Raw genomic sequence first — 22096 nt, forward strand, 5'->3', positions numbered from 1 at the left:
CGATGACCGACGGCGAACGCCCCACCCTCGCGGACCTGGCCCGGGTCCTCGGCACCCTCACCCCCGCGCAGCCCGGCACCCCCGTCACCGGCGTCACGCTCGACTCCCGTCGGGTCGCGCCGGGTGACCTCTACGCCGCGCTGCCCGGGGCCAACGTCCACGGCGCCCGCTTCGCCGCGCAGGCCGCCGCGGCGGGGGCCGTCGCCGTCCTCACCGACCCGGCCGGGCGTGCCGACGCCGAAGCGACCGGGGTGCCCGTGCTCGTCGTCGACCAGCCGCGTGCCGTCCTGGGCGACCTCGCCCGCCGCGTCCACGGCGACCCGGGGGCGCGCCTGACGACCTTCGGCGTCACCGGGACCAACGGGAAGACGACGACGGCCTACCTCGTGGAGTCGCTCTGGCGCTGCGCGGGCTGGACGACGGGTCTGCTGGGCACGGTGGAGACCCGCATCGCGGGCGAGCGCGTCACCAGCGTGCGCACGACGCCCGAGGCCCCCGACCTGCACGCCCTGCTGGCCCGGATGGTCGCGGCCGGGGTGCGCGGGTGCGCCCTGGAGGTCTCCTCGCACGCCCTGGCGCAGCACCGCGTCGACGGTCTCGTCGTCGACGTCGCCGCGTTCACGAACCTGTCCCAGGACCACCTGGACTTCCACGGGTCGATGGAGGAGTACCTCGCGGCCAAGGCCCGGCTCTTCACCCCCGAGCACTCCCGTCGCGGGGTCGTCTGGACCGATCCCGCCGACCCCGAGCGCTGGGGCCGCCGCGTCGTCGAGCGGGCCACCGTGCCCGTGGAGACGGTCGGCCCCGCGGGGGCCGGTGCCGACTGGTCGGTCGACGACGTCCGCCCCGGTCGCGCCGACAGCGCCTTCCGCCTCACGGGCCCGGCCGCGGACCTGCGGCTGACGTGCCCGCTGCCGGGGGCGTTCAACGTCGCCAACGCGGCCGTGGCGGCCGTCTCCGCGCTCCGGCTGGGGTTGAGCGCCGAGCAGGTCGAGCGGGGTCTGGCCCGCGCCGAGGGCGTCCCGGGCCGCATGCAGGCGGTCGCCCGCGACGGCGCCCCGCTCGTCGTCGTCGACTACGCGCACACCCCCGACGCCCTCGAACGCGTGCTCGCCACGCTGCGCGGGAGCACCCCCGGTCGGCTGGTCGCCGTCGTGGGCGCCGGCGGGGACCGCGACCGCGGCAAGCGCCCCCTCATGGGGGCCGCCGTCGCGCGGCTGGCCGACGTCGCCGTCGTCACCGACGACAACCCGCGCTCGGAGGACCCCGCGGCCGTCCGCGCCCAGGTGCTCGCGGGCGCCCGCGCCGCCGACGGCGCGGGCGAGGTCGTGGAGGTCGCCGACCGCCGCGCCGCCGTGGCCGTCGCCTTGGAGCGCTGCACGGGGCCGCACGACACCGTGCTGCTCGCCGGCAAGGGCCACGAGACCGGTCAGGAGGTCGCCGGGGTGGTGACCCCCTTCGACGACCGGGCCGTGGCCGAGGAGGAACTGCGGGTCTGGCTGGACCGGGCCCGGACGACGAACGGGGCGCCCGGCGCCCGGGGAGGTGCCCAGTGATCGCGCTCACCGCGGCCGAGGTCGCGGAGTCGACCGGAGGCCGGTTGCTGCCCGCCGACGCGCAGGACGTGTCGGCCGACGGACCGGTGGTCGTCGACTCCCGCGCCGCCGTGCCCGGCGCGCTGTTCGTCGCCCTGCCCGGGGAACGGGTCGACGGGGCCGACTACGCCGCGGCCGCGGCCGCCGCCGGGGCGAGCGTGGTCGTGGCCGAGCGGGAGGTCGAGCTGCCGGCCGGGACGGCGCTCGTCCTCGTCGAGGACGGCGTCGCCGCCCTCGGGCGGCTCGCGACGACCGTCCTGGACCGCCTGCGCCGCGACGGGACGGGTCCGCTCGTCGTGGGGATCACCGGCTCCCAGGGCAAGACGACGACCAAGGACCTGCTCGCCGCCGTCCTCGGCGACGTCCTCGACGGACCGGTCGTGGCCCCGCGCGGCAGCTTCAACAACGAGGTCGGTGCCCCGCTGACCGTCCTGCGCGCCGACGGCGCCACTCGTGCCCTCGTCGTCGAGATGGGGGCCCGCGGCATCGGCCACATCGCCCACCTGTGCGCGATCGCCCGCCCCGACGTCGGGGTGGAGCTCGTCGTCGGCGCAGCCCACGCGGGGGAGTTCGGCTCCCTCGAGGCGACCGCCCGGGCCAAGGGCGAACTCGTCGAGGCGCTACCCGCGGACGGCCTCGCCGTCCTCAACGCCGACGACGACCGCGTCGCCGCGATGGCCGGCCGCACCCGGGCCCGGGTCCTCACGTTCGGCCGCAGCGCCCACGCCGACGTCCGCGCCGTCGACGTCGTCCTCGACGGCCGGGCCCGCGCGCGGTTCCGCCTCGAGCACGACGGCGCCGCCGCCGACGTCGGGCTCCGCCTGCACGGGGAGCACCAGGTGACGAACGCGCTCGCGGCGGCCGCCGTCGCGCTGAGCACCGGCGCCTCCGTCGTGGACGTCGCCGCGTCGCTGTCCCGGGCCGAACCGGCCAGTCCCGGCCGGATGCAGGTCCTGGAACGTCCCGACGGCGTCACCGTGGTCCACGACGCCTACAACGCCAACCCCGACTCCGTCCGCGCCGCGCTCAAGGCCCTCGTCGGCATGGCCGCCGAGGCCGGGGCCGACGGCGCCCCCCGGCGCACCTGGGCCGTGCTGGGGGAGATGCTCGAACTCGGCGCCGCCTCGCGCGACGAGCACGACGTCGTGGGCCGCACCGTGGTGCGCCTCGACGTCGACCAGCTCCTCGTCGTCGGCGCCGGTGCCCGGCCCATCTACACGGGGGCCGTGATGGAGGGTTCCTGGGGGGAGGAGGCCGCATTCGCCCCAGACGTGGACGCCGCCCTGGAGTTCCTGCGGCCCCGGTTGCGACCGGGTGACGTGGTGCTCGTGAAGTCGTCGAACGGAGCCGGGCTCGCCCGGCTCGCGGAGGAACTCGTGCAGGACACCGCCCAGGGTCGGACCCCGCAGACCACGGAGGCGTCGGACTCGTGAGGACCGTCCTCATCGCGGGAGCGTTCTCCCTCGTCGTCTCCCTCTTCGGGACCCCGCTGTACATCCGCTGGCTCGTCCGGCGCGGGTACGGCCAGTTCGTCCGCGACGACGGGCCGACGAGCCACCACACCAAGCGAGGTACCCCCACCATGGGGGGCGCCGTCATCATCCTGGCCGCGCTGCTCGCCTACGGGGCGGCGCACCTGTTCACGGGGTGGACGCCGACGGCGTCGGGACTGCTCGTCCTGCTGCTCATGACCGGGCTGGGGATCGTCGGTTTCCTCGACGACTTCCTCAAGATCTCCAAGCAGCGCAGCCTCGGACTGACGGCCCGGGCCAAGCTCGCCGGCCAGGGGATCGTCGGGATCGTCTTCGCGGTCCTCGCCCTGCAGTTCCCGGCGGCCTCGCGCGGGGGCGCCACCCCGGCCTCGACGCACATCTCGATCCTGCGCGACACCCCCCTGGACCTCGCCGTGTTCGGGGCCGTCGGCGGAACCGTCCTCTTCGTCGTCTGGGCGCTGGTCATCACCTCCGCGGTCAGCAACGGGGTGAACCTCACCGACGGTCTGGACGGCCTCGCGACCGGTGCGACGACGATGGTGCTCGCCGCCTACGTCCTCATCTGCACCTTCCAGTCCAACCAGAGCTGCTACACGCTGCGCGAGGTCGAGGCGCGGTGCTACGAGGTGCGCGACCCGCGCGACCTCGCCGTCGTCGCGGCCGCGGTCATGGGTGCCTGCTTCGGGTTCCTCTGGTGGAACGCCAGCCCCGCGAAGATCTTCATGGGCGACACCGGGTCCCTGGCCCTCGGCGGTGCCCTGGCCGGGCTGGCGATCCTGTCCCGCACCCAGATCCTGCTGGTCCTGCTGGGCGGGTTGTTCGTCCTCATCACGCTGTCGGTGATCCTGCAGGTCGGGGGGTTCAAGCTCACCGGGAAGCGCCTCTTCCGGATGGCCCCGTTGCAGCACCACTTCGAGTTGGCGGGCTGGGGTGAGGTCACCATCGTCATCCGGTTCTGGATCATCGCCGGGTTGTTCGTCTCCCTCGGCCTCGGGGTCTTCTACGCGCAGTGGGTGACGGGCGGATGACCGTGTTCGAGAGCTGGCTGGGCAACCCCAACCCGCGCGCCGACGACACCGACCGTGTCCGGGAACTGCGGCACATCACGTCCCGCTGGTCGGGTCTGCGCACCCTCGTCACCGGGATCGGCCTGTCGGGTTTCGCGGCCGCCGACGCCCTCCTGGAGGTCGGGGCCGAGGTCGTCGTCGTCGACTCCGCGACGGGGGACTCCCAGCGGGAGAAGGCGCAGCTGCTCGAGGTCCTCGGGGCGACCGTGCTCCTCGGGCCCGAGCACGTGGTCTCCCCGCCGCGCCCGTGGGACGGGTTCGACCTCGTCGTCACCTCCCCGGGCTGGCACCCCGACGCCCCGCTGCTGGTGTCCGCGGCGCTCGCCGGCGTGCCCGTGTGGGGAGACGTGGAACTCGCCTGGCGGATGCGCCCCGAGACGGGGGCCGCGCCCTGGCTGACCCTGACGGGTACGAACGGCAAGACGACGGTCGTGGAGATGCTCGCCTCGATGCTGCGCGCGGCCGGCCTGCGGGCCACGAGCGCGGGCAACGTCGGAACCCCGCTGGTGGAGGCGCTGCGGCACCCGCACGCGTTCGAGGTCCTCGCGGTGGAGCTGTCGAGCTACCAGCTGCACTGGCTGTCCACCGACCTCGAGAACTCGGTGCGGCCCCTGGCGGCGGCGGTGCTGAACATCGCGCCGGACCACCTCGACTGGCACGGTTCCCTCGAGGCGTACGCGCTGGCCAAGGGCCGGATCTACCAGAACACCGAGGTCGCCTGCGTCTACAACGTGGCCGATCCCCGCACCGAGGACCTCGTGCGCGAGGCCGACGTCGTCGAGGGCGCCCGTGCGGTGGGTTTCACCCGCAGCGCCCCGCGGCTGTCGATGCTGGGCCTGGTCGAGGACGTGCTGTGCGACCGCGCGTTCGTCGAGCAGCGGCAGTCGCACGCCGCGGAACTGTGCTCCCTGGCCGACCTGCGGCCCGAGGGGACGACCGACCCCGTCGCCCCGCACACGGTCGAGAACGTCCTGGCGGCCGCCGCGCTCGCGCGCGCGCACGGCGTCCCGCAGGTCGCCGTCCGCAACGGCGTCCTCGCCTTCCGCCCTGCGCCGCACCGCGTCGCGACCGTCCTGGACCCCGAGCGCACGGGCGGCGTGCGCTGGGTCGACGACTCCAAGGCCACCAACGGGCACGCGGCCAACGCCTCCCTCGCCGCGTTCGAGCACGTCGTGTGGATCGCCGGCGGCGACGCCAAGGGGGCCTCTTTCGACGACCTCGTGCAGGCGCACGCGGGCCGGTTGCGGGCCGCCGTCCTCATCGGCCGGGACCGGGCGCTCGTCGCGGACGCGTTGCGGCGACACGCACCCGAGGTCCCCGTCGTCGAGGTCGACCTCGCGCAGGATGGGGACGTGACCACCGACACCGCCCACCTCATGGACGTGGTGGTGGCGCGCGCCGCGGACCTCGCCGCGCCCGGTGACACCGTCCTGCTCGCCCCCGCCTGCGCGTCCTGGGACCAGTTCCGGTCCTACGGCCACCGCGGCGACGAGTTCGCCGCCGCGATCTCGCGGCGGTTCCTCCCGGAGGCCTGATCGTGGCCGTCGACGAAGCGCGGCAGCACGTCCCGCGCCGGACCGCAGGCGGGACCGCGGGCAGGGCCGCACGCTGGAGCGACCGCTGGCGCCGGCCCGCGTGGCTGGACGCCACGGGGGAGTGGGTGCGGGAGCGGACCCGGTTGCTGGACTCCCCGCTCGCGACGCACCACGTGCTCCTCGCGACGACGTCCGTGCTCGTCGTCATCGGCCTCGTCATGGTGCTCTCCAGTTCCAGCGTCGAGTCGCTGACGGAGTACGGCAGTCCCTACGCCGTCTTCAAGAACCAGGCGATGTTCGCGGTCTTCGGCGCGGTCGTCCTCGTCGTGGCCAGCCGCATCCCGGCGCGGACGTGGCAGCGGCTCGCGCTCCCCGCGCTCCTGGGGTCGGCGTTCCTGCAACTCCTGGTGTTCCTGCCGGGGATCGGCAAGACCGTCAACGGGAACCGGAACTGGATCGTCCTCGGGGGTTTCTCGGCGCAGCCGTCCGAGGCCGCCAAGGTGGCCCTCGTCCTGTCGCTGGCCCTCGCGCTGACCCGTCGCCGGGACGCGTTGCGCGAACCGGTGAAGCTCGTCGGGGCGATGGCGCTGCCGGTCGGGCTGACGGCCGGTCTGGTGCTGCTGACCCAGGACCTCGGGACGGCCATGATCATGATGGCCGTCGTCATCGTCATGCTCTGGGTGGCGGGGATCCCGGGCCGCTGGTTCCTCCTGGCCGGTGGCGTCGCGGGTGTCGCCGCGGTGCTGGCCGTGGTGACGAGCACGAACCGGATGAACCGCGTCGCGGACTGGCTGTCCGGGACCCCGGACACCCACGAGGCGATCCGCGGTCTGGCCTGGCAACCCGTCCAGGGGCAGTACGCGCTGGCCTCGGGCGGGTTCTGGGGCCTGGGCCTGGGGGCCAGCCGGGAGAAGTGGTCCTGGCTGCCCGAGGCCCACAACGACTTCATCTTCGCCATCATCGGCGAGGAGCTCGGCCTGCCCGGGACGCTGACGATCCTCGTGCTCTTCGCCGTCGTCGCGCTCATGGTCATGCGGCTCGTGCGCCGGTCGCAGGACTTCTACACCAAGCTCGCGGTCGCGGGTCTCGGCGCGTGGATCCTCGGGCAGGCGCTGCTCAACATGGGTGTCGTCCTGAGCCTCCTGCCGGTCATCGGGGTCCCCCTGCCGCTCATCTCGGCCGGCGGGTCGGCGCTGGTCCTCACGTTGCTGGCCATCGGCATCCTGCTGTCCTTCGCACGGTCCGAACCCGGGGCGCCCGAGGCGCTGCGCGCCCGGGAGTCCGTCGTCGCCCGGTCCCTCGCGGTGCTCCCGCAGCGCGGTCCGCGCGTGGCCCGCACCGGTGGACGGAAGGGTCGCCGGTGAACGTCCTCCTCGCCGGGGGCGGTTCGACGGGTCACGTCGCGCCCCTGCTCGCCACGGCCGACGCCCTGCGCCGGCGCGATCCCACGACGGGTGTGCTGGTGCTCGGGACGGCCCAGGGCCTCGAGGCCAGGCTCGTTCCCGAGCGCGGTTACGAGCTGGCCGTCGTGCCGCGGGTCCCGTTGCCGCGCAAGCCGTCCGTCGACCTGCTGCGGCTCCCCGGACGGCTGCGCGCCGCCGTCGCGGGTGCGGCGCGGGCGATCCGCGACGTGCAGGCCGACGTCGTCGTGGGGTTCGGCGGCTACGTCGCCGTCCCCGCCTACCTCGCCGCCCGCCGGGCCGGGGTGCCCGTCGTCGTGCACGAGCAGAACGCCCTCCCGGGGGTGGCGAACCGCCTCGGTGCGCGTTGGGCCCGGAGCACCGCCGTCACCTTCCCCGGCACGCCCCTGCGCGGTGCCGTCCACACCGGGATGCCGCTGCGCTCGGAGGTCGTCGCCCTGGCCCTCGCGGCCGACCGCGAGGCCCTGCGCCGCACCGCCCGCACCGAGCTCGGGCTCGACCCCGACACCCCGACCCTGCTCGTGACGGGCGGGTCCCTCGGCGCCCAGCGCATCAACGACGTCCTCGGCTCCTGCGCGCCGGACCTGCTCGGCGCGGGGTTCCAGGTGCTGCACGCCTGCGGGCGCGGCAAGTCCGTGCCGCTGCCCGAGGGCACCGACCCGTCGCGGTACGTCGTGCGCGAGTACCTCGACGGCATGGACACGGCCTACGCGGCGGCCGACCTCGTCGTCGGCCGCAGCGGCGCCGGGACCGTCAGCGAGCTCAGCGCCCTGGGCCTGCCGGGCGTCTACGTGCCGCTGCCCATCGGCAACGGCGAGCAGCGCCGCAACGCCGAGTCCGTGGTCGCGGCCGGTGGCGGGGTGCTCGTCGCCGACGCCGACCTCGACGCCGCCTTCGTCCGCGACCGCGTGCTGCCCCTGCTGTCCGACCGCGCCGCCCTCGCCGACGCGGCCCGCGCCGCGGCCGGGTTCGGCGTGCTGGACGGGGACGAGCGACTCGTGGACCTCGTCGTCCGCGCGGCCGGGGCGGCGGCCCGGTGACGGCCCCGCTGGCCCTGACCGACCTCGGACGCGTCCACCTCCTGGGGCTCGGGGGTGTCGGCGTGTCCGGTGTCGCCCGGCTCCTGGCGGCGCGCGGCGTCGAGGTCTCGGGCACCGACGCCGTCGACTCCCCGACGCTGCACCGGCTCGCCGAGCTGGGGATCCGCACCTGCGTGGGGCACGACCCCGCGAACCTCGCCGACCTCGGCCCCGGGGACACGCTCGTCGTCAGCTCCGCGGTCCGGGACGGCAACCCCGAGCTCGTCGCGGCCCGCGAGCGGGGGCTGCGCGTGCTGCACCGCTCGCAGGCCCTGGCCGCGCTCATGGCCGGGCGCCGGGGGGTGGCCGTGGCCGGCACGCACGGCAAGACGACGACGACGTCCATGCTCGCGGTCGCGCTCGTCGCGGCCGGTCTGGACCCGTCCTACGCCATCGGTGGGGAGATCACGGGCGGTACCGACGGCGGGGCCCGCGACGGTTCGGGGCCGTTCGTGGCCGAGGCCGACGAGTCGGACGGTTCCTTCCGCGAGTACGCCCCCCTCGTCGACGTCGTGACGAACGTCGAACCCGACCACCTCGACCACTACGGCACGGCCGAGGCCTACACGGCGGCCTTCGACGAGTTCGTCGCCCGTCTGCAGCCCGGTGGCCTGCTCGTCGCGTGCGCCGACGACGTCGGGTCGGCCGCGCTCGCCGACCGCGCCCGGGCCCGGGGGGTCCGCGTGCGGACCTACGGGACGAGCGCCACGGCCGACGTCGTCCTGCGCGACGTCCGGCTCGGGACGGCCCCCTCGGCGACGCTGGACGACGGGACGGGGGCGAGGTCGCTGCACCTCGCCGTGCCCGGCGAGCACAACCTGCGCAACGCCGCCGCCGCGTGGACGACGGCCGTCGAGCTCGGCGCCGACCCCGACGCCGTCCTCGCGGGGCTGGCGACGTTCGGCGGGGCGCGCCGCCGGTTCGAGCTCAAGGGCGAGGCCGGGGGTGTGCGCGTCGTCGACGACTACAGCCACCACCCGACCGAGGTCGAGGCGCTGCTGCGGGCGGCCCGCCCCGTCGCGGGGGACGGGCGTGTCGTCGCCGTCTTCCAGCCCCACCTCGTCAGCCGTACCCGCACGTTCGCCCGGGAGTTCGGCCAGGCCCTGGCCCTGGCCGACGAGGTCGTCGTGCTCGACGTCTACGTGGCGCGCGAGGACCCCGACCCCGCGGTGACGGGCGCTCTCGTCGCCGACGCCGTCCCCCTGGGCGCCGAGCACGTGCGGTTCGTCCCGGACCTGCAGGACGCGACCGGGGTGCTGGTGGACCTCGTGCGTCCCGGTGACCTGCTCCTGACCGTGGGGGCCGGGAACGTGACGACCCTGGGCCCGCAGGTCCTCGACGCGCTGGGGAGGCGCTGATGGCTCGTCCGACCCGTCCCCGGCAGCCGGTCCCGCCGCCCGTGGAGCTGCCGCCCAAGGTGACCGGAGCGCCCCAGCGGCGCCGGGCGGTCCGTGCCGCCGACGCGCCCGCCGCCCGTCCGGTGCGTCCCGCCCGGCAGGCGCCGGCCCCCCGCCCGCCCGCTCCACCGCGGCAGAGGACGTCGGGGGGTTCCTCCGCCGGCGCCGCGGCGCGCGCCCGCGTCGCCGACCTCGCCGGGGCCCGGCGGGCCCGCCGGTGGCGTCCGGGCCGTCGCTCGGCCCTCGTGCTGGCCGCGCTGCTCGTCGTCGTCGTGGCGGTCGGCTGGGTCTTCCTGGCCTCGCCGTGGCTGCGGGTCGAGCAGGTGCGCACCACGGGGGTCGCCCGCACGGATCCGGCTGCCGTGCAACGGATCCTGCAGGGCGTCGACGGGACGCCGCTGGCCCGGGTGGACGTCCGCGGCTTGCGCCGCGAGCTCACCGCGCTGCCGCTCGTGCAGAGCGTCGACGTCTCCCGGTCCTGGCCGTCCACCCTCGTCGTCGCGGTGCACGAGCGGCAGGCCGTGGCGGCCGTGCCGTCGACGACCGGGGGAGTGGACCTCGTCGACGGGGCGGGCAACGTCCTCGTCCACGCCCCCGCCGCGCCCGCCGGGGTCCCGACGCTCGACGTCGACGTGGCGAAGGCCGGTGCCGGCGCGCTGCAGGCCGCGATCGCCGTCAACGCCTCGCTCGGTGACCAGTTGCGCGCCCAGGTGGCGTCCATCACCGCGACGGGCGAGGACGGCGTGACGCTGCGCCTCACGAAGGGCCCCGCCGTGGTGTGGGGCGGTCCGGACCGCCCCGAGCGCAAGGTCGAGGTGCTGCTGCGGATGCTCGCCGACCCGACGGTGGCCGGCGCCAAGAGCGTCGACGTGTCCGCGCCCGACGCGCCCGCCGTCACCCCCTGACCCACCCCTGACCCACCCTGATCCGCCCCGCCGTCCGCCCCGGGTGGGGGCTCGTCGACGCTGTGGGCCGGACCTACCGGTGCTTCGCGTCGACGACCCGGAACGAGGGGCGTCCGGCGACGACGCAGAGTCAGGCTCTGGTCACGCTTCGTGGTAGTTGCCTCCGGACAGGCCTCCGATCGACGTGTTCTCGCGACACGCCGCGCCATCGGTTGCCTTTGTCCCGTCCCGCTCCCTACGGTCACGACTCAGCAGAACGTGACATAACGTTGACCCTCTACTTGAGGGTCAGGGTTTCGCAGCACGGACAGACCAGGCGAAAGAGGCGAGAGGCAACCACCGTGGCAGCTCCGCAGAACTACCTAGCGGTCATCAAGGTCGTCGGCGTCGGCGGCGGTGGTGTGAACGCGGTCAACCGGATGATCGAGGTCGGCCTCAAGGGCGTCGAGTTCATCGCCGTCAACACCGACGCGCAGGCGCTCCTGATGTCGGACGCCGACGTGAAGCTCGACGTCGGCCGCGAACTCACCCGTGGCCTCGGCGCAGGCGCCGACCCCGAGGTCGGCCGCAAGGCGGCCGAGGACCACGCCGAGGAGATCGAAGAGGTGCTCAAGGGCGCCGACATGGTCTTCGTCACCGCCGGCGAGGGTGGCGGCACCGGCACCGGCGGCGCGCCCGTCGTGGCCCGCATCGCCCGGGGCCTCGGCGCCCTGACGATCGGTGTCGTGACGCGGCCGTTCGTCTTCGAGGGTCGCCGCCGTGCGAACTCCGCCGAGAGCGGCATCGCCGAGCTCCGCGACGAGGTCGACACCCTCATCGTCATCCCCAACGACCGGCTCCTGTCGATCTCCGACAAGTCGGTCAGCATCCTCGACGCCTTCCGGTCGGCCGACCAGGTCCTGCTCTCCGGCGTCCAGGGCATCACCGACCTCATCACCACCCCGGGTCTGATCAACCTCGACTTCGCGGACGTGAAGTCGGTCATGCAGGGTGCCGGGTCCGCTCTCATGGGCATCGGGTCCGCCCGCGGTGACGACCGGGCCATCCACGCCGCGGAGGCCGCGGTGAACTCGCCGCTGCTCGAGGCGAGCATCGACGGCGCCCACGGCGTCCTGCTGTCGATCCAGGGCGGTTCCGACCTCGGTCTCTACGAGATCAACGAGGCCGCGCGCCTGGTCCAGGAGGCCGCGCACCCCGAGGCCAACATCATCTTCGGGACCGTCATCGACGACGCCCTCGGCGACGAGGTGCGCGTCACCGTCATCGCCGCGGGCTTCGACGCGGGCACGCCCAAGAGCCGCCGCGACGAGCGCGCGCTCGGCCAGGTCTCCGGTCGTCCGGTCCCGGCCAGCGCCGTGCCCCCGCGCACGGCACGTCCGGCGACCCCGGAGCCCACGTACGGGCAGCAGCCGCAGTACACCCAGGCGCAGCCGCAGCAGCCGGCTCCGACCTACGCGGCGCCCGCCCCGGCGCCGCAGTACACGCAGGCCCCGCCGCCCGCCCCGGCGCAGCAGCAGCCCCAGCAGCAGCCGCAGTACGCCCAGCAGGCTCCGCAGGTCGTGCCGTCGCCGGACCCGGTCCAGGTGCCCCGCATCATCGAGCTGCCGCAGGACACCGCGGCGGCCCGTCGTCCGAGCCGGCCCCGGCCGGAAGAGGACGACCTGGACGTGCCCGACTTCCTCAAGTGAGTCTCACGGTCTCCTGAGGTGGGCACCGACGCACCCCTGAGCACCGTCCCGCTGCTGGACGCCGGCCTCCCGGCCGGCGTCCGCGGCGGGTTCACCACCCGCGCCGGCGGCGACGGGCGCGCGCCCTACGCGGGCCTCAACCTCGGCGACCACGTGGGCGACGACCCCGTCGTCGTGGCGGCGCACCGTGAAGCCCTGCGTCGCAGCGTGTCCGCCGACGCCCTCGTGGTGCCTCGGCAGGTCCACGGCGCGACCGTCGTCGAGGTCGTCAGCCCGCCTGCGACGGCCCCCGAGGCCGACGCCCTCTTCACCCGCGTCCCCGGCATCGCCGTGGCCGTCGTCGTGGCCGACTGCGTCCCCGTCCTGGTCGCCGACCGCGCGGCCGGGGTCGTCGGCGTCGCGCACGCCGGCCGGCCCGGCCTCGTCGCCGGCGTCGTCCCGGCCCTCGTCTCCGCGCTGCGGGCCGCCGGTGCCCGCGACCTCACCGCCGCGCTCGGGCCGTCCGTCTGCGGCGGGTGCTACGAGGTCCCCGCGGCCATGGCCGACGACGTGGCCGCCCGCGTCCCGGCCGCCCGCGCCCGCACGCGCTGGGGCACCCCGGCCGTCGACGTGGCCGCCGGGGTGCGCTCGCAGCTCGCCGCGCTCGGCGTCCCGGCCCTCGACGTCGCCCGCTGCACGGTCGAGCACGACGACCTCTTCTCCTACCGCCGCGACGGGGCGACCGGACGGTCGGCCGGGGTCGTGGTGCTGGCGTGAGCGACGGCGTGGGCGACGGCGTGGGCGACGGCGCGGGGGCAGGCGACCGCACCGCGGAGCTCGCCGCGGCGCTGGCCCGCACCACCGCGCGGACCGAGGCGGCCGCCCGGTCCGCGGGGCGCGACCCGGCCGAGCTGACCCTCGTCGTCGTGACGAAGTTCTTCCCCGCCGACGACGTGGCCCGCCTCGCGGGCCTCGGCGTCCGCGACGTGGGGGAGAGTCGCGACCAGGAGGCGGCGGCCAAGGCGGCGGAGCTGGCGGACCTCGACCTGCACTGGCACTTCATCGGTCAGCTGCAGACGAACAAGGCGCGGTCCGTCGCCGCCTACGCCGACGTCGTGCACTCGGTCGACCGCACGCGGCTCGCCGCCGCCCTGCAGGCCGGGGCCGCGCACGCGGGCCGGCGCGTCGGCTGCTTCGTCCAGGTCGACCTCGCCGCCGGGCTCGGCCTCGACGTCGACGGCGGGCGGGGCGGGGCCGCCGGTGACGACGTCCTGCGCGTGGCGGACGCCGTCGCGGCGGGTGACGACCTCGACCTGCGGGGCGTCATGGCGGTCGCCCCCCGCGACGTCGACCCCGCCCGCGCGTTCGCCGAGCTGGCCCGCACGGCGGAGCGCCTGCGGGCCGAGCACCCCGGGGCCGTCGAGGTCTCGGCGGGCATGAGCGGTGACCTCGAGGAGGCCGTCGCGGCGGGGGCGACACACCTGCGTGTCGGCAGCGCGATCCTCGGATCTCGCCCGGCTGCGCGGTAGCGTCCGAGTCCAGGTCGCGTCCTGCGAGGGCGCGGCCGCCCGCACCACGAGCACCCACCGACGACCCACGAGCACGATCCCGAGGAGCCTGCGATGGCCGGCGCGCTGCGCAATGCGATGGTCTACCTCGGCCTCGCCGAGGACGACCGCTACGCCGAGGACGCCGAGGTCGAGCAGACCCGGCCCCGGGTCGAGACGACCGCCACGGCCCGTCCCGAACCGCGGGAGCAGCCGCGTCCCGAGCCGCGCCTGGAGGTGCGGCACGACCCCCGTCCGGAGCCTGCGGCCGACCGACGCGCCGCGACCACGGCCCAGGTGACCCCGATCAGGAAGCAGGTGGCCCACGTGGTCTCCCAGACCTCCAGCTCCCCGACCTCCTCGGCGTCGTCGGAACTGCACCGCATCACGACGATCCACCCGCGGACCTACAACGAGGCCAAGATCATCGGCGAGTCGTTCCGCGAGGGCGTGCCGGTCATCATGAACCTCACGGACATGGACGACTCCGACGCCAAGCGCCTCGTCGACTTCTCCGCCGGTCTGGTCTTCGGCCTGCACGGGGCCATCGAGCGCGTGACCAACAAGGTCTTCCTGCTGTCGCCCCAGAACGTCGAGGTCGCCACCCAGGAGGAGGAGCGTCCGGTGGAACGGACCTTCTTCAACCAGTCCTGACGGGTGGTCGCGCACCGCGGTAGCCGTCGCGATCAGGCAGGATGACTCCGTGGCCGTGGTCTTCAAGCTCCTCGAAATCGTCGTCCTGCTCTTCTTCATCTGCCTCATCGGGCGGCTGGTCCTCGACTGGGTTCAGGCCCTGTCGCGCGAGTGGCGGCCCCGGGGGGTCGTGCTCGTGCTCGCCGAGGTCGTCTACACGGTCACCGACCCGCCGCTGAAGGCGTTGCGCAAGCTCCTGCCGCCGCTGCGCCTGGGGGCGGTCCAGCTGGACCTCGCGTTCCTCGTGCTGGCGATCCTGTGCTCCATCCTCATGCCCACCTTCGACGGGCTGTCCCAACGGGCCGCCCTGTCCTGAGGTTCGTCCCGCAGGGTGACCGGCGCGCCCGGACGGGTGGCCCGGTCACCCGCCGTCCGGGGCGGGCCCGACCACGTCCGCTACGGTGAGACGTGGCTCACCGTCCCCTTCGGGCGGCCCTGTCGGATCCCGCTCGTCAGCAGAGGTGTTCACCATGCCGCTCACTCCGGAAGACGTCGTCGAGAAGCGCTTCAACCCCACACGCGTGCGTGAGGGGTACGCCCAGGACGAGGTCGACGACTTCCTCGACGAGGTCGTCGCAGAGCTGCGCCGCCTCAACGCCGAGAACTCCGAGCTGCGCGGGCAGCTGAACCAGTGCCAGACCCGCGTCGCCGAGCTCACGCGGGCGGGTGCCCAGCCGGCCCCCGCGGAGGTCGTCGAGGCGGCGCCCGCGCCTTCGCTGGAGAAGGCCCCCGAGCCCGAGCCCACCCCCGAGCCGGAGCCCACTCCCGAGCCGCAGCCGGCCCTCGTGGCCGCGGCCGCCGCCCAGCCCGCGGGGGAGGACGCCGCCACCCGCGCCGCCGGGGTCATCGCCCTGGCGCAGCGCCTGCACGACGAGTACGTGCGCGAGGGCGAGTCCCAGCGCGACTCGTTGGTGCTGGCCGCGCAGGAGCAGGCCGAGCGCGTCGTCGCCGAGGCCGAGGCCCGTCGCGACCGCACCCTGGGTGAGCTCGAGGGTCGCCGCGTCGCCCTCGAGGAGGTCATCACGCAGCTGCACGGCCGCGAGACCACCTACCGCGAGCAGCTCGAGCAGTTCATCGCGACCCAGCTCGAGGACCTGCGCCGCGTCGCGCGGGTCGTGCCGGACGACGCCGTCACGCGCTGACGGCACCCCGCCCCACCGCCGGACCACTGCCGGTCCACCGACAGCCGCCACCCCACCGGGGTGGCGGCTGTCGTCGTCCCGGGCCCGTGCGGGGGTGGTGGTCCCGCCGCCCGGACGGATCAGTTTCAGCAACTTTCTGTTTCCTGTTGCTCACGGAGGGTGATAGTCCCTAGTGTCTCCCGCACGCGGCAGCACGGCCGCACACGACGAGAGGGGGGACCACGGTGCACGGAGTGTCTGCGGGGACGACGGAGCCGACCGCGACGGCGGGAGCGGCGGTGGGGGAGACCACCACGGGGCTGACGGGCAGGGCTGCCCGGGCGGCGGCCGTCCGCGAACTGCCGGTCAAGGCCTCCGAGGAGGCGTGGACCCCCGAGGAGCTCGCGGAGGTCCGTTCCGAGCTGCTGACGGAGGTCGACCGGCTGACGCGCCAGCTCGACGACGCGACGTCGTCGTTCACCGCGCTCGTGCGCTCCAGCGCCGAGGGCTCGGGGGACGACCAGGTCGACCACGGCGCGACGACCGCCGGTCGCGAGCACGAGATGACGATCGTCAACAACGCCCGCGACCTGCTCGAGCAGACGCAGCGCGCGCTCGTCCGGATGTCCTCGGGGGCCTACGGCGTCTGCGAGTCCTGCAGCGGTGCCGTCGGCAAGGCCCGGCTCCAGGCGTTCCCGCGCGTCACGCTGTGCATGCCCTGCAAGTCCCGCGGCGAGCGTCGCTGACCCGGGGCTGATCCGGGACCCCCTCCCGGCCGTCCGCCACCTCCGGCGGGCCCGGGAGGGGAACCCGGCCGTGGGAGACTGGGGCCGCCATGAGCCCAGCCGAGACACCCCCCGAGCAGCAGCCGCACCACGACCCGGACCAGCGGGGTCCCCGGCCCCGCCGAGCCCTCTGGACCTTCGTGGTCTGGGCCGTCGTGTACGCACTGGACCAGGTCACCAAGGTCCTCGCCGTGGCCCACCTCGAACCGGGGGTCGTGCGCCCGTTCGTCGGGCAGGTGCTGCAGTTCCACCTCATCCGCAACCCAGGCGCCGCCTTCAGCTTCGCCACCGGGGCCACCTGGATCTTCACGGTCCTCGCGGCCGTGGTCGTCGTGGTCGTCGTGCGGATGGCGCGCAAGTTGCGGAGCCTGCCGTGGGCCCTGGCCTTCGGGTTCCTCCTGGCCGGCGCGACGGGGAACCTCACCGACCGCCTGCTGCGCCAGCCGGGGTTCGCGCGCGGCCACGTCGTGGACTTCCTGCAGCTGCCGCACTGGCCGATCTTCAACGTCGCCGACGCCAGCATCTGCGTGGCCGCGGTCTTCATCGCCGTCCTGGCCGTGCGGGGCGTCGGCCTCGACGGCAGCCGACAGACCCGCGAGGGTTCGACCCCGAGCGAGGCCGACCGTGCCTGAGGTCCGCAGCCTCCCCGTCCCCGACGGCCTCGAGGGCGAGCGCGTCGACGCCGCCCTGTCCCGCCTGCTGGGCCTGTCCCGCACACGCATCGCCGAGCTCGCCGCCGACGGCCTCGTCGTCGTCGACGGCGCGGCGGTCGGCAAGTCCGACCGGCTGCGTGCCGGGTCCTGGCTCGAGGTGGAGGTCCCCGACCCGCCCGCCGCCCCGAGGGTGGTCGCCGAGACCGTCGAGGGGCTGAGGATCGTGCACGACGACGACGACCTCGTCGTCGTCGACAAGCCCGTGGGCGTCGCGGCCCACCCGAGCCCGGGCTGGACGGGACCGACCGTCGTCGGCGGCCTCGCCGGCGCGGGGTACCGGATCGCCACGTCGGGCTCGGCCGAGCGGCAGGGCGTCGTGCACCGCCTCGACGTCGGCACCTCGGGCCTCATGGTCGTGGCCAAGAGCGAGCACGCCTACTCCGCGCTGAAGACCGCGTTCAAGGAGCGGACGGTCGAGAAGGTCTACCACGCGCTCGTCCAGGGCCACCCGGACCCGTTGCGCGGCACCATCGACGCCCCCATCGGCCGGCACCCCGGCAGCGCCTGGAAGTTCGCGGTGACCGCCGAGGGGAAGCCGAGCGTCACGCACTACGAGGTCCTCGAGGCCTTCCGCGCCGCGGCGCTGGCCGAGATCCACCTCGAGACGGGGCGGACGCACCAGATCCGCGTGCACTTCGCCGCGCTGCGCCACCCCTGCGTCGGCGACCTCACCTACGGCGCAGACCCCACGCTGGCGGCGCGGCTCGGCATCACGCGGCAGTGGCTGCACGCCGTGCGCCTCGGCTTCGTCCACCCCGGCACGGGGCAGGCCGTGGAGTTCACGAGCACCTACCCGGCCGACCTCGCCACGGCGCTGGAGCGGCTGGCCGACTGACGCCCCACCGGGTGTCGGGACCGGCCCGTGTCGGACCCGACGCCTACCATCGACACCGCACCTCGGCCCACCCCCACTGGAGGCCCGCCCCATGGCGTCCCCGTCCTCGTCAGCGGACTCGTTCGTCCACCTGCACGTCCACACCGAGTACTCGATGCTGGACGGCGCGGCCAAGGTGGACGACCTCTTCCGGACCGCCGCCGAGATGGGCATGCCCGCCGTCGCGACGACCGACCACGGCTTCGTCTTCGGCGCCTACGACTTCTGGAAGACGGCGAAGAAGCACGGGGTCAAGCCGATCATCGGCGTCGAGGCGTACCTCACGCCCGGCACGGCGCGCCAGGACAAGACGCGCGTGAAGTGGGGCGACCCGAACGGCCGCTCCGGCGACGACGTGTCGGGTGCGGGGTCGTACACGCACATGACGATGCTGGCCGAGAACACGACCGGCATGCACAACCTGTTCAAGATGAGCAGCCTGGCCAGCCTCGAGGGCTTCCTCTACAAGCCCCGGATGGACCGCGAGCTGCTGTCGCAGTACTCCTCCGGGCTCATCGCCACGACGGGCTGCCCCTCGGGGGAGGTCCAGACGCGCCTGCGCCTGGGTCAGTACGACGAGGCGCGCAAGGCCGCGGGCGAGTACCGCGACCTCTTCGGCAAGGACAACTTCTTCTGCGAGCTCATGGACCACGGCCTCGACATCGAGCGCCGCGTCCAGGACGACCTGCTCAAGCTCGCCAAGGACCTCGACCTGCCGCTGCTGGCCACGAACGACCTGCACTACACGCACGCCGGTGACGCGGCCGCCCACGCGGCGCTGCTGTGCGTGCAGTCGGGCTCGACGCTGGCCGACCCCAAGCGGTTCAAGTTCGACGCCGACGAGTTCTACCTCAAGAGCCCGGCCGAGATGCGGCACGTGTGGCGCGACCACCCCGAGGCCTGCGACAACACCCTGCTCATCGCCGAGCGGTGCGAGGTCGAGTTCACCGAGTCCACCGGTGCGTACATGCCGCGCTTCCCCTGCCCGGAGGGGGAGAACGAGGAGAGCTGGTTCGTCAAGGAGGTCTGGTCGGGGCTGAACCAGCGCTACGACGGCGCGATCCCCGACGACGTCCGCAAGCAGGCCGACTACGAGATCGAGGTCATCACCTCCAAGGGGTACGCCGGGTACTTCCTCGTCGTCGCCGACTTCATCAACTGGTCCAAGGCCAACGGCATCCGGGTCGGTCCGGGCCGCGGGTCCGGCGCCGGGTCGATGGCGGCGTACGCCATGAAGATCACCGACCTGGACCCGCTGCGCCACGGCCTGTTCTTCGAGCGGTTCCTCAACCCCGAGCGCATGTCGATGCCCGACTTCGACGTCGACTTCGACGAGCGCCGGCGCGGTGAGGTCATCCAGTACGTCGTGGAGAAGTACGGCAGCGACCGCGTCGCCCAGATCGTCACCTACGGCACGATCAAGGCGAAGCAGGCCGTGAAGGACTCCTCGCGCGTCCTCGGCTTCCCCTTCTCGATGGGCGACCGCATCACCAAGACGATGCCGCCGGCCGTCATGGGCAAGGACATCCCGCTGTCGGGCATCTTCGACCCGAACCACAAGCGGTACTCCGAGGCGGGGGAGTTCCGCGAGCTCTACAAGGCCGACCCCGAGGTCGTGAAGGTCGTCGACACCGCGCGGGGCCTGGAGGGCCTGAAGCGCCAGTGGGGCGTCCACGCGGCGGGCGTCATCATGTCGAGCGACCCCCTCATCGACCTCATCCCGATCATGAAGCGCGAAGCCGACGGCGCGATCATCACGCAGTTCGACTACCCGACGTGCGAGACGCTCGGGCTGGTCAAGATGGACTTCCTCGGCCTGCGCAACCTCACGATCCTCGACGACGCCCTGAAGAACGTCGTGGCCAACGGCAAGGACGAGGTCGACCTCGAGAAGCTCGACCTCGACGACCCGGCGACCTTCGAACTGCTCGGCCGCGGTGACACCCTCGGGGTCTTCCAGTTCGACGGCGGGCCCATGCGCTCGCTCCTGCGCCTCATGCGTCCCGACAACTTCGAGGACATCTCCGCGGTCGGTGCGCTCTACCGGCCCGGTCCCATGGGTGCCGGCTCGCACACGGCGTACGCGCGGCGCAAGAACGGCCAGGAGCCGATCACCCCGATCCACCCCGAGCTCGAGGAACCGCTCGCGGAGATCCTCGGCACGACCTACGGCCTGATCGTGTACCAGGAGCAGGTCATGTCGATCGCGCAGAAGGTCGCCGGGTACACCCTCGGTTCCGCCGACCTGCTGCGCCGCGCGATGGGCAAGAAGAAGCGCGAGGTCCTCGACGCCGAGTTCGTCGGCTTCGAGAAGGGGATGCTGGACAACGGGTTCAGCAAGGAGTGCGTCAAGGCGCTGTGGGACATCCTCGTCCCGTTCTCCGACTACGCCTTCAACAAGGCCCACTCCGCGGCCTACGGCCTCGTCTCCTACTGGACGGCGTACCTCAAGGCCAACTACCCGGCCGAGTACATGGCCGCCGTGCTCACCTCGGTGCGCGACGACAAGGACAAGTCGGCGCTGTACCTCAACGAGTGCCGCCGCATGGGCATCAAGGTCCTGCCGCCGGACGTCAACGAGTCGAGCGCGAACTTCACCGCCGTCGGCACCGACATCCGCTTCGGGCTGACCGCCATCCGCAACGTCGGGGCGAACGTCGTCGACGCGGTCGTGGAGGCGCGCACGGAGAAGGGCCGCTACGAGTCCTTCCAGGACTTCCTCACGAAGGTTCCGGCCGTCGTCTGCAACAAGCGCACCATCGAGTCGCTCATCAAGGCGGGGGCCTTCGACTCCCTCGGGCACCGGCGCCGCGCCCTCGTGGCCAAGCACGAGGACGCCGTCGACGCCGTCGTGGACGTCAAGCGGAACGAGGCCATCGGCCAGTTCGACCTCTTCGCCGGGCTCGGCGGCGGGGACGACGCGGGGGGCGCCGGGTTCGAGGTCGTCATCCCGGACCTGCCCGAGTGGGAGAAGTCCGAACTGCTCGCCCACGAACGGCAGATGCTGGGCCTCTACGTCTCCGACCACCCGCTCTTCGGGTTGGAACGGCTGCTGCAGAACGCCTCCGACATGTCGATCTCGTCGCTGCTGGAGGACGAGTCCCGTCCCGACGGCTCGACGATCACCATCGCCGGCATGATCACCGGCCTGCAGCGGAAGACGACGAAGCAGGGCAACTACTGGGCGATCGTCACCGTCGAGGACCTCGCCGGCGCGATCGAGTGCCTGTTCTTCCCGCAGGCCTACACGGACGTCGCCCAGCTGCTGGCCGAGGACCTCGTGGTCGTCGTCAAGGGCCGGCTCAACCGGCGCGACGAGGTCCCGACGATCTACGCCTCGGGTCTGACGGTGCCGGACATCTCGAGCACCGACGGTGTGCCCGTCACCGTCACCCTGCCCACGGCCCGGTGCACCACCGGGATCGTGGAGCAGCTCAAGACGGTGCTGGAGACGCACAAGGGCGCCACGGAGGTCCGGCTGCGGCTGACGAAGAACGGCGGCGGCACCGGCACGCTCATGCGGTTGGACGACTCCCTGCGCGTCACGCCGAGCCCGGCGCTGTTCGGCGACCTGAAGCAGCTGCTCGGCGCCTCGTGCCTCGGGTGAGGCCCGGCGGGCGCGACCTCGGCCCCGGTGCCGCGTCGCGCCGGACGGGCTTCGTGCTGCTGTTCGGCCAGGCCGTGGCCGGGGTCGTCGTCGGGGTCGTCTGGTGGCTGCTGACGCGGCGATCGGCGGCTCTGCTCGTGGGGGAGCCCGTGGTCACCTCGGCGTCGGTCTACCCGATGGCCCGGGACGGGGTCTTCAGCGTCCTGACGGGTCTGGTGGGTCTGGTGGCGGCCGTCGTGGTGCTGCGACGGGGCCGGCAGGCACCCGTCACGGTGCTCGTCGCGGCCCTCGCCGGTGCGCTCGCCTCGAGCCTGCTGGCGGCCGGCACGGGCAGCGCGCTGCCCCCGACGGGGGTGGCCGACGCCGCCCACGTGACGCTGACGGCCTGGATCGTGGTGCTCGTGCAACCGTTCGTGGTCGCCGCGGCTGTGGCTCTCGTCACACTCGGCGACGTCCTGGTCCGGTGGACCCGCACCCCGTGATCTCGGGCCGTTTCCACCCGTTCGGCCCAACCGCGCCGGGGTCCCGTCCCAGGTCACACGCTGTGTGACGGCCGTGCGGACCGTCCGCCGGAATCCGGGCCGGATCCCGTCACGG

19 protein-coding genes are annotated in these 22096 nt (G+C 74.0%); all 19 read left to right on the top strand.

Going from position 1 to position 22096, the window contains the following annotated elements:
• Positions 1-2 precede the first annotated feature (2 nt).
• The 19 genes from AB0637_RS06860 to AB0637_RS06950 all read left to right on the top strand — a co-directional run bounded on the left by AB0637_RS06860 (position 3) and on the right by AB0637_RS06950 (position 21981).
• Positions 3-1556 (top strand): UDP-N-acetylmuramoyl-L-alanyl-D-glutamate--2,6-diaminopimelate ligase, encoded by a 1554-nt coding sequence (locus tag AB0637_RS06860; protein ID WP_366170813.1) that lies wholly within the window; start codon positions 3-5, stop codon positions 1554-1556.
• Entirely contained in the window at positions 1553-3028 is a 1476-nt protein-coding gene (murF, locus tag AB0637_RS06865) for a UDP-N-acetylmuramoyl-tripeptide--D-alanyl-D-alanine ligase (RefSeq protein WP_366170658.1), read from the top strand. The genes AB0637_RS06860 and murF overlap by 4 nt, the downstream gene beginning before the upstream one ends.
• Positions 3025-4116, top strand: a complete 1092-nt coding sequence (gene mraY / locus AB0637_RS06870) for a phospho-N-acetylmuramoyl-pentapeptide-transferase (protein WP_366170660.1) — start codon at positions 3025-3027, stop codon at positions 4114-4116. The genes murF and mraY overlap by 4 nt, the downstream gene beginning before the upstream one ends.
• A complete protein-coding gene (murD, locus tag AB0637_RS06875) occupies positions 4113-5690 on the top strand; it encodes a UDP-N-acetylmuramoyl-L-alanine--D-glutamate ligase (protein ID WP_366170662.1) in 1578 nt (525 codons plus the stop codon). Before mraY ends, murD begins: the two co-directional genes overlap by 4 nt.
• A gap of 2 nt (positions 5691-5692) precedes the next feature.
• Positions 5693-7054, top strand: a complete 1362-nt coding sequence (gene ftsW / locus AB0637_RS06880) for a putative lipid II flippase FtsW (RefSeq protein WP_366170664.1) — start codon at positions 5693-5695, stop codon at positions 7052-7054.
• The gene (gene murG, locus AB0637_RS06885; protein ID WP_366170666.1) at positions 7051-8151 is read left to right on the top strand and encodes an undecaprenyldiphospho-muramoylpentapeptide beta-N-acetylglucosaminyltransferase; all 1101 of its coding nucleotides are present in this window, start codon (positions 7051-7053) and stop codon (positions 8149-8151) included. Before ftsW ends, murG begins: the two co-directional genes overlap by 4 nt.
• On the top strand, positions 8148-9548 hold the full coding sequence (gene murC / locus AB0637_RS06890) for a UDP-N-acetylmuramate--L-alanine ligase (protein WP_366170667.1): 1401 nt from the start codon (positions 8148-8150) through the stop codon (positions 9546-9548). Before murG ends, murC begins: the two co-directional genes overlap by 4 nt.
• Positions 9548-10492, top strand: a complete 945-nt coding sequence (locus AB0637_RS06895; protein WP_366170668.1) for an FtsQ-type POTRA domain-containing protein — start codon at positions 9548-9550, stop codon at positions 10490-10492. Before murC ends, AB0637_RS06895 begins: the two co-directional genes overlap by 1 nt.
• Positions 10493-10833: 341 nt before the next feature.
• Entirely contained in the window at positions 10834-12180 is a 1347-nt protein-coding gene (gene ftsZ, locus AB0637_RS06900; protein WP_366170669.1) for a cell division protein FtsZ, read from the top strand.
• Positions 12181-12198: 18 nt separating this feature from the next.
• Complete coding sequence (gene pgeF / locus AB0637_RS06905) at positions 12199-12936, top strand: peptidoglycan editing factor PgeF (protein WP_366170670.1); 738 nt, start codon at positions 12199-12201, stop codon at positions 12934-12936.
• Positions 12933-13688 (top strand): YggS family pyridoxal phosphate-dependent enzyme, encoded by a 756-nt coding sequence (locus AB0637_RS06910; RefSeq protein ID WP_366170672.1) that lies wholly within the window; start codon positions 12933-12935, stop codon positions 13686-13688. The genes pgeF and AB0637_RS06910 overlap by 4 nt, the downstream gene beginning before the upstream one ends.
• Before the next feature lie 93 nt (positions 13689-13781).
• A complete protein-coding gene (sepF, locus tag AB0637_RS06915) occupies positions 13782-14360 on the top strand; it encodes a cell division protein SepF (RefSeq protein WP_366170673.1) in 579 nt (192 codons plus the stop codon).
• A gap of 49 nt (positions 14361-14409) precedes the next feature.
• Positions 14410-14715, top strand: coding sequence for a YggT family protein (locus AB0637_RS06920; protein WP_366170675.1), 306 nt, complete (start codon positions 14410-14412; stop codon positions 14713-14715).
• A 154-nt stretch (positions 14716-14869) separates the two neighbouring features.
• The gene (locus tag AB0637_RS06925) at positions 14870-15541 is read left to right on the top strand and encodes a DivIVA domain-containing protein (RefSeq protein ID WP_366170677.1); all 672 of its coding nucleotides are present in this window, start codon (positions 14870-14872) and stop codon (positions 15539-15541) included.
• Positions 15542-15819: 278 nt separating this feature from the next.
• Complete coding sequence (locus AB0637_RS06930) at positions 15820-16266, top strand: TraR/DksA C4-type zinc finger protein (RefSeq protein ID WP_366170679.1); 447 nt, start codon at positions 15820-15822, stop codon at positions 16264-16266.
• A gap of 89 nt (positions 16267-16355) precedes the next feature.
• Positions 16356-16937: a signal peptidase II gene (gene lspA, locus AB0637_RS06935; protein WP_366170681.1), complete on the top strand. Its 582-nt coding sequence runs from the start codon at positions 16356-16358 to the stop codon at positions 16935-16937.
• On the top strand, positions 16930-17853 hold the full coding sequence (locus AB0637_RS06940) for an RluA family pseudouridine synthase (protein ID WP_366170683.1): 924 nt from the start codon (positions 16930-16932) through the stop codon (positions 17851-17853). The genes lspA and AB0637_RS06940 overlap by 8 nt, the downstream gene beginning before the upstream one ends.
• Before the next feature lie 91 nt (positions 17854-17944).
• Positions 17945-21499 carry a DNA polymerase III subunit alpha gene (gene dnaE / locus AB0637_RS06945; RefSeq protein ID WP_366170685.1) on the top strand — a complete coding sequence of 1185 codons (3555 nt, stop codon included), beginning with the start codon at positions 17945-17947 and terminating at the stop codon, positions 21497-21499.
• Complete coding sequence (locus AB0637_RS06950; RefSeq protein ID WP_366170687.1) at positions 21496-21981, top strand: hypothetical protein; 486 nt, start codon at positions 21496-21498, stop codon at positions 21979-21981. Before dnaE ends, AB0637_RS06950 begins: the two co-directional genes overlap by 4 nt.
• Positions 21982-22096 lie beyond the last annotated feature (115 nt).

Source organism: Kineococcus sp. NPDC059986 (assembly GCF_040702905.1).
Classification (GTDB): Bacteria; Actinomycetota; Actinomycetes; order Actinomycetales; family Kineococcaceae; genus Kineococcus.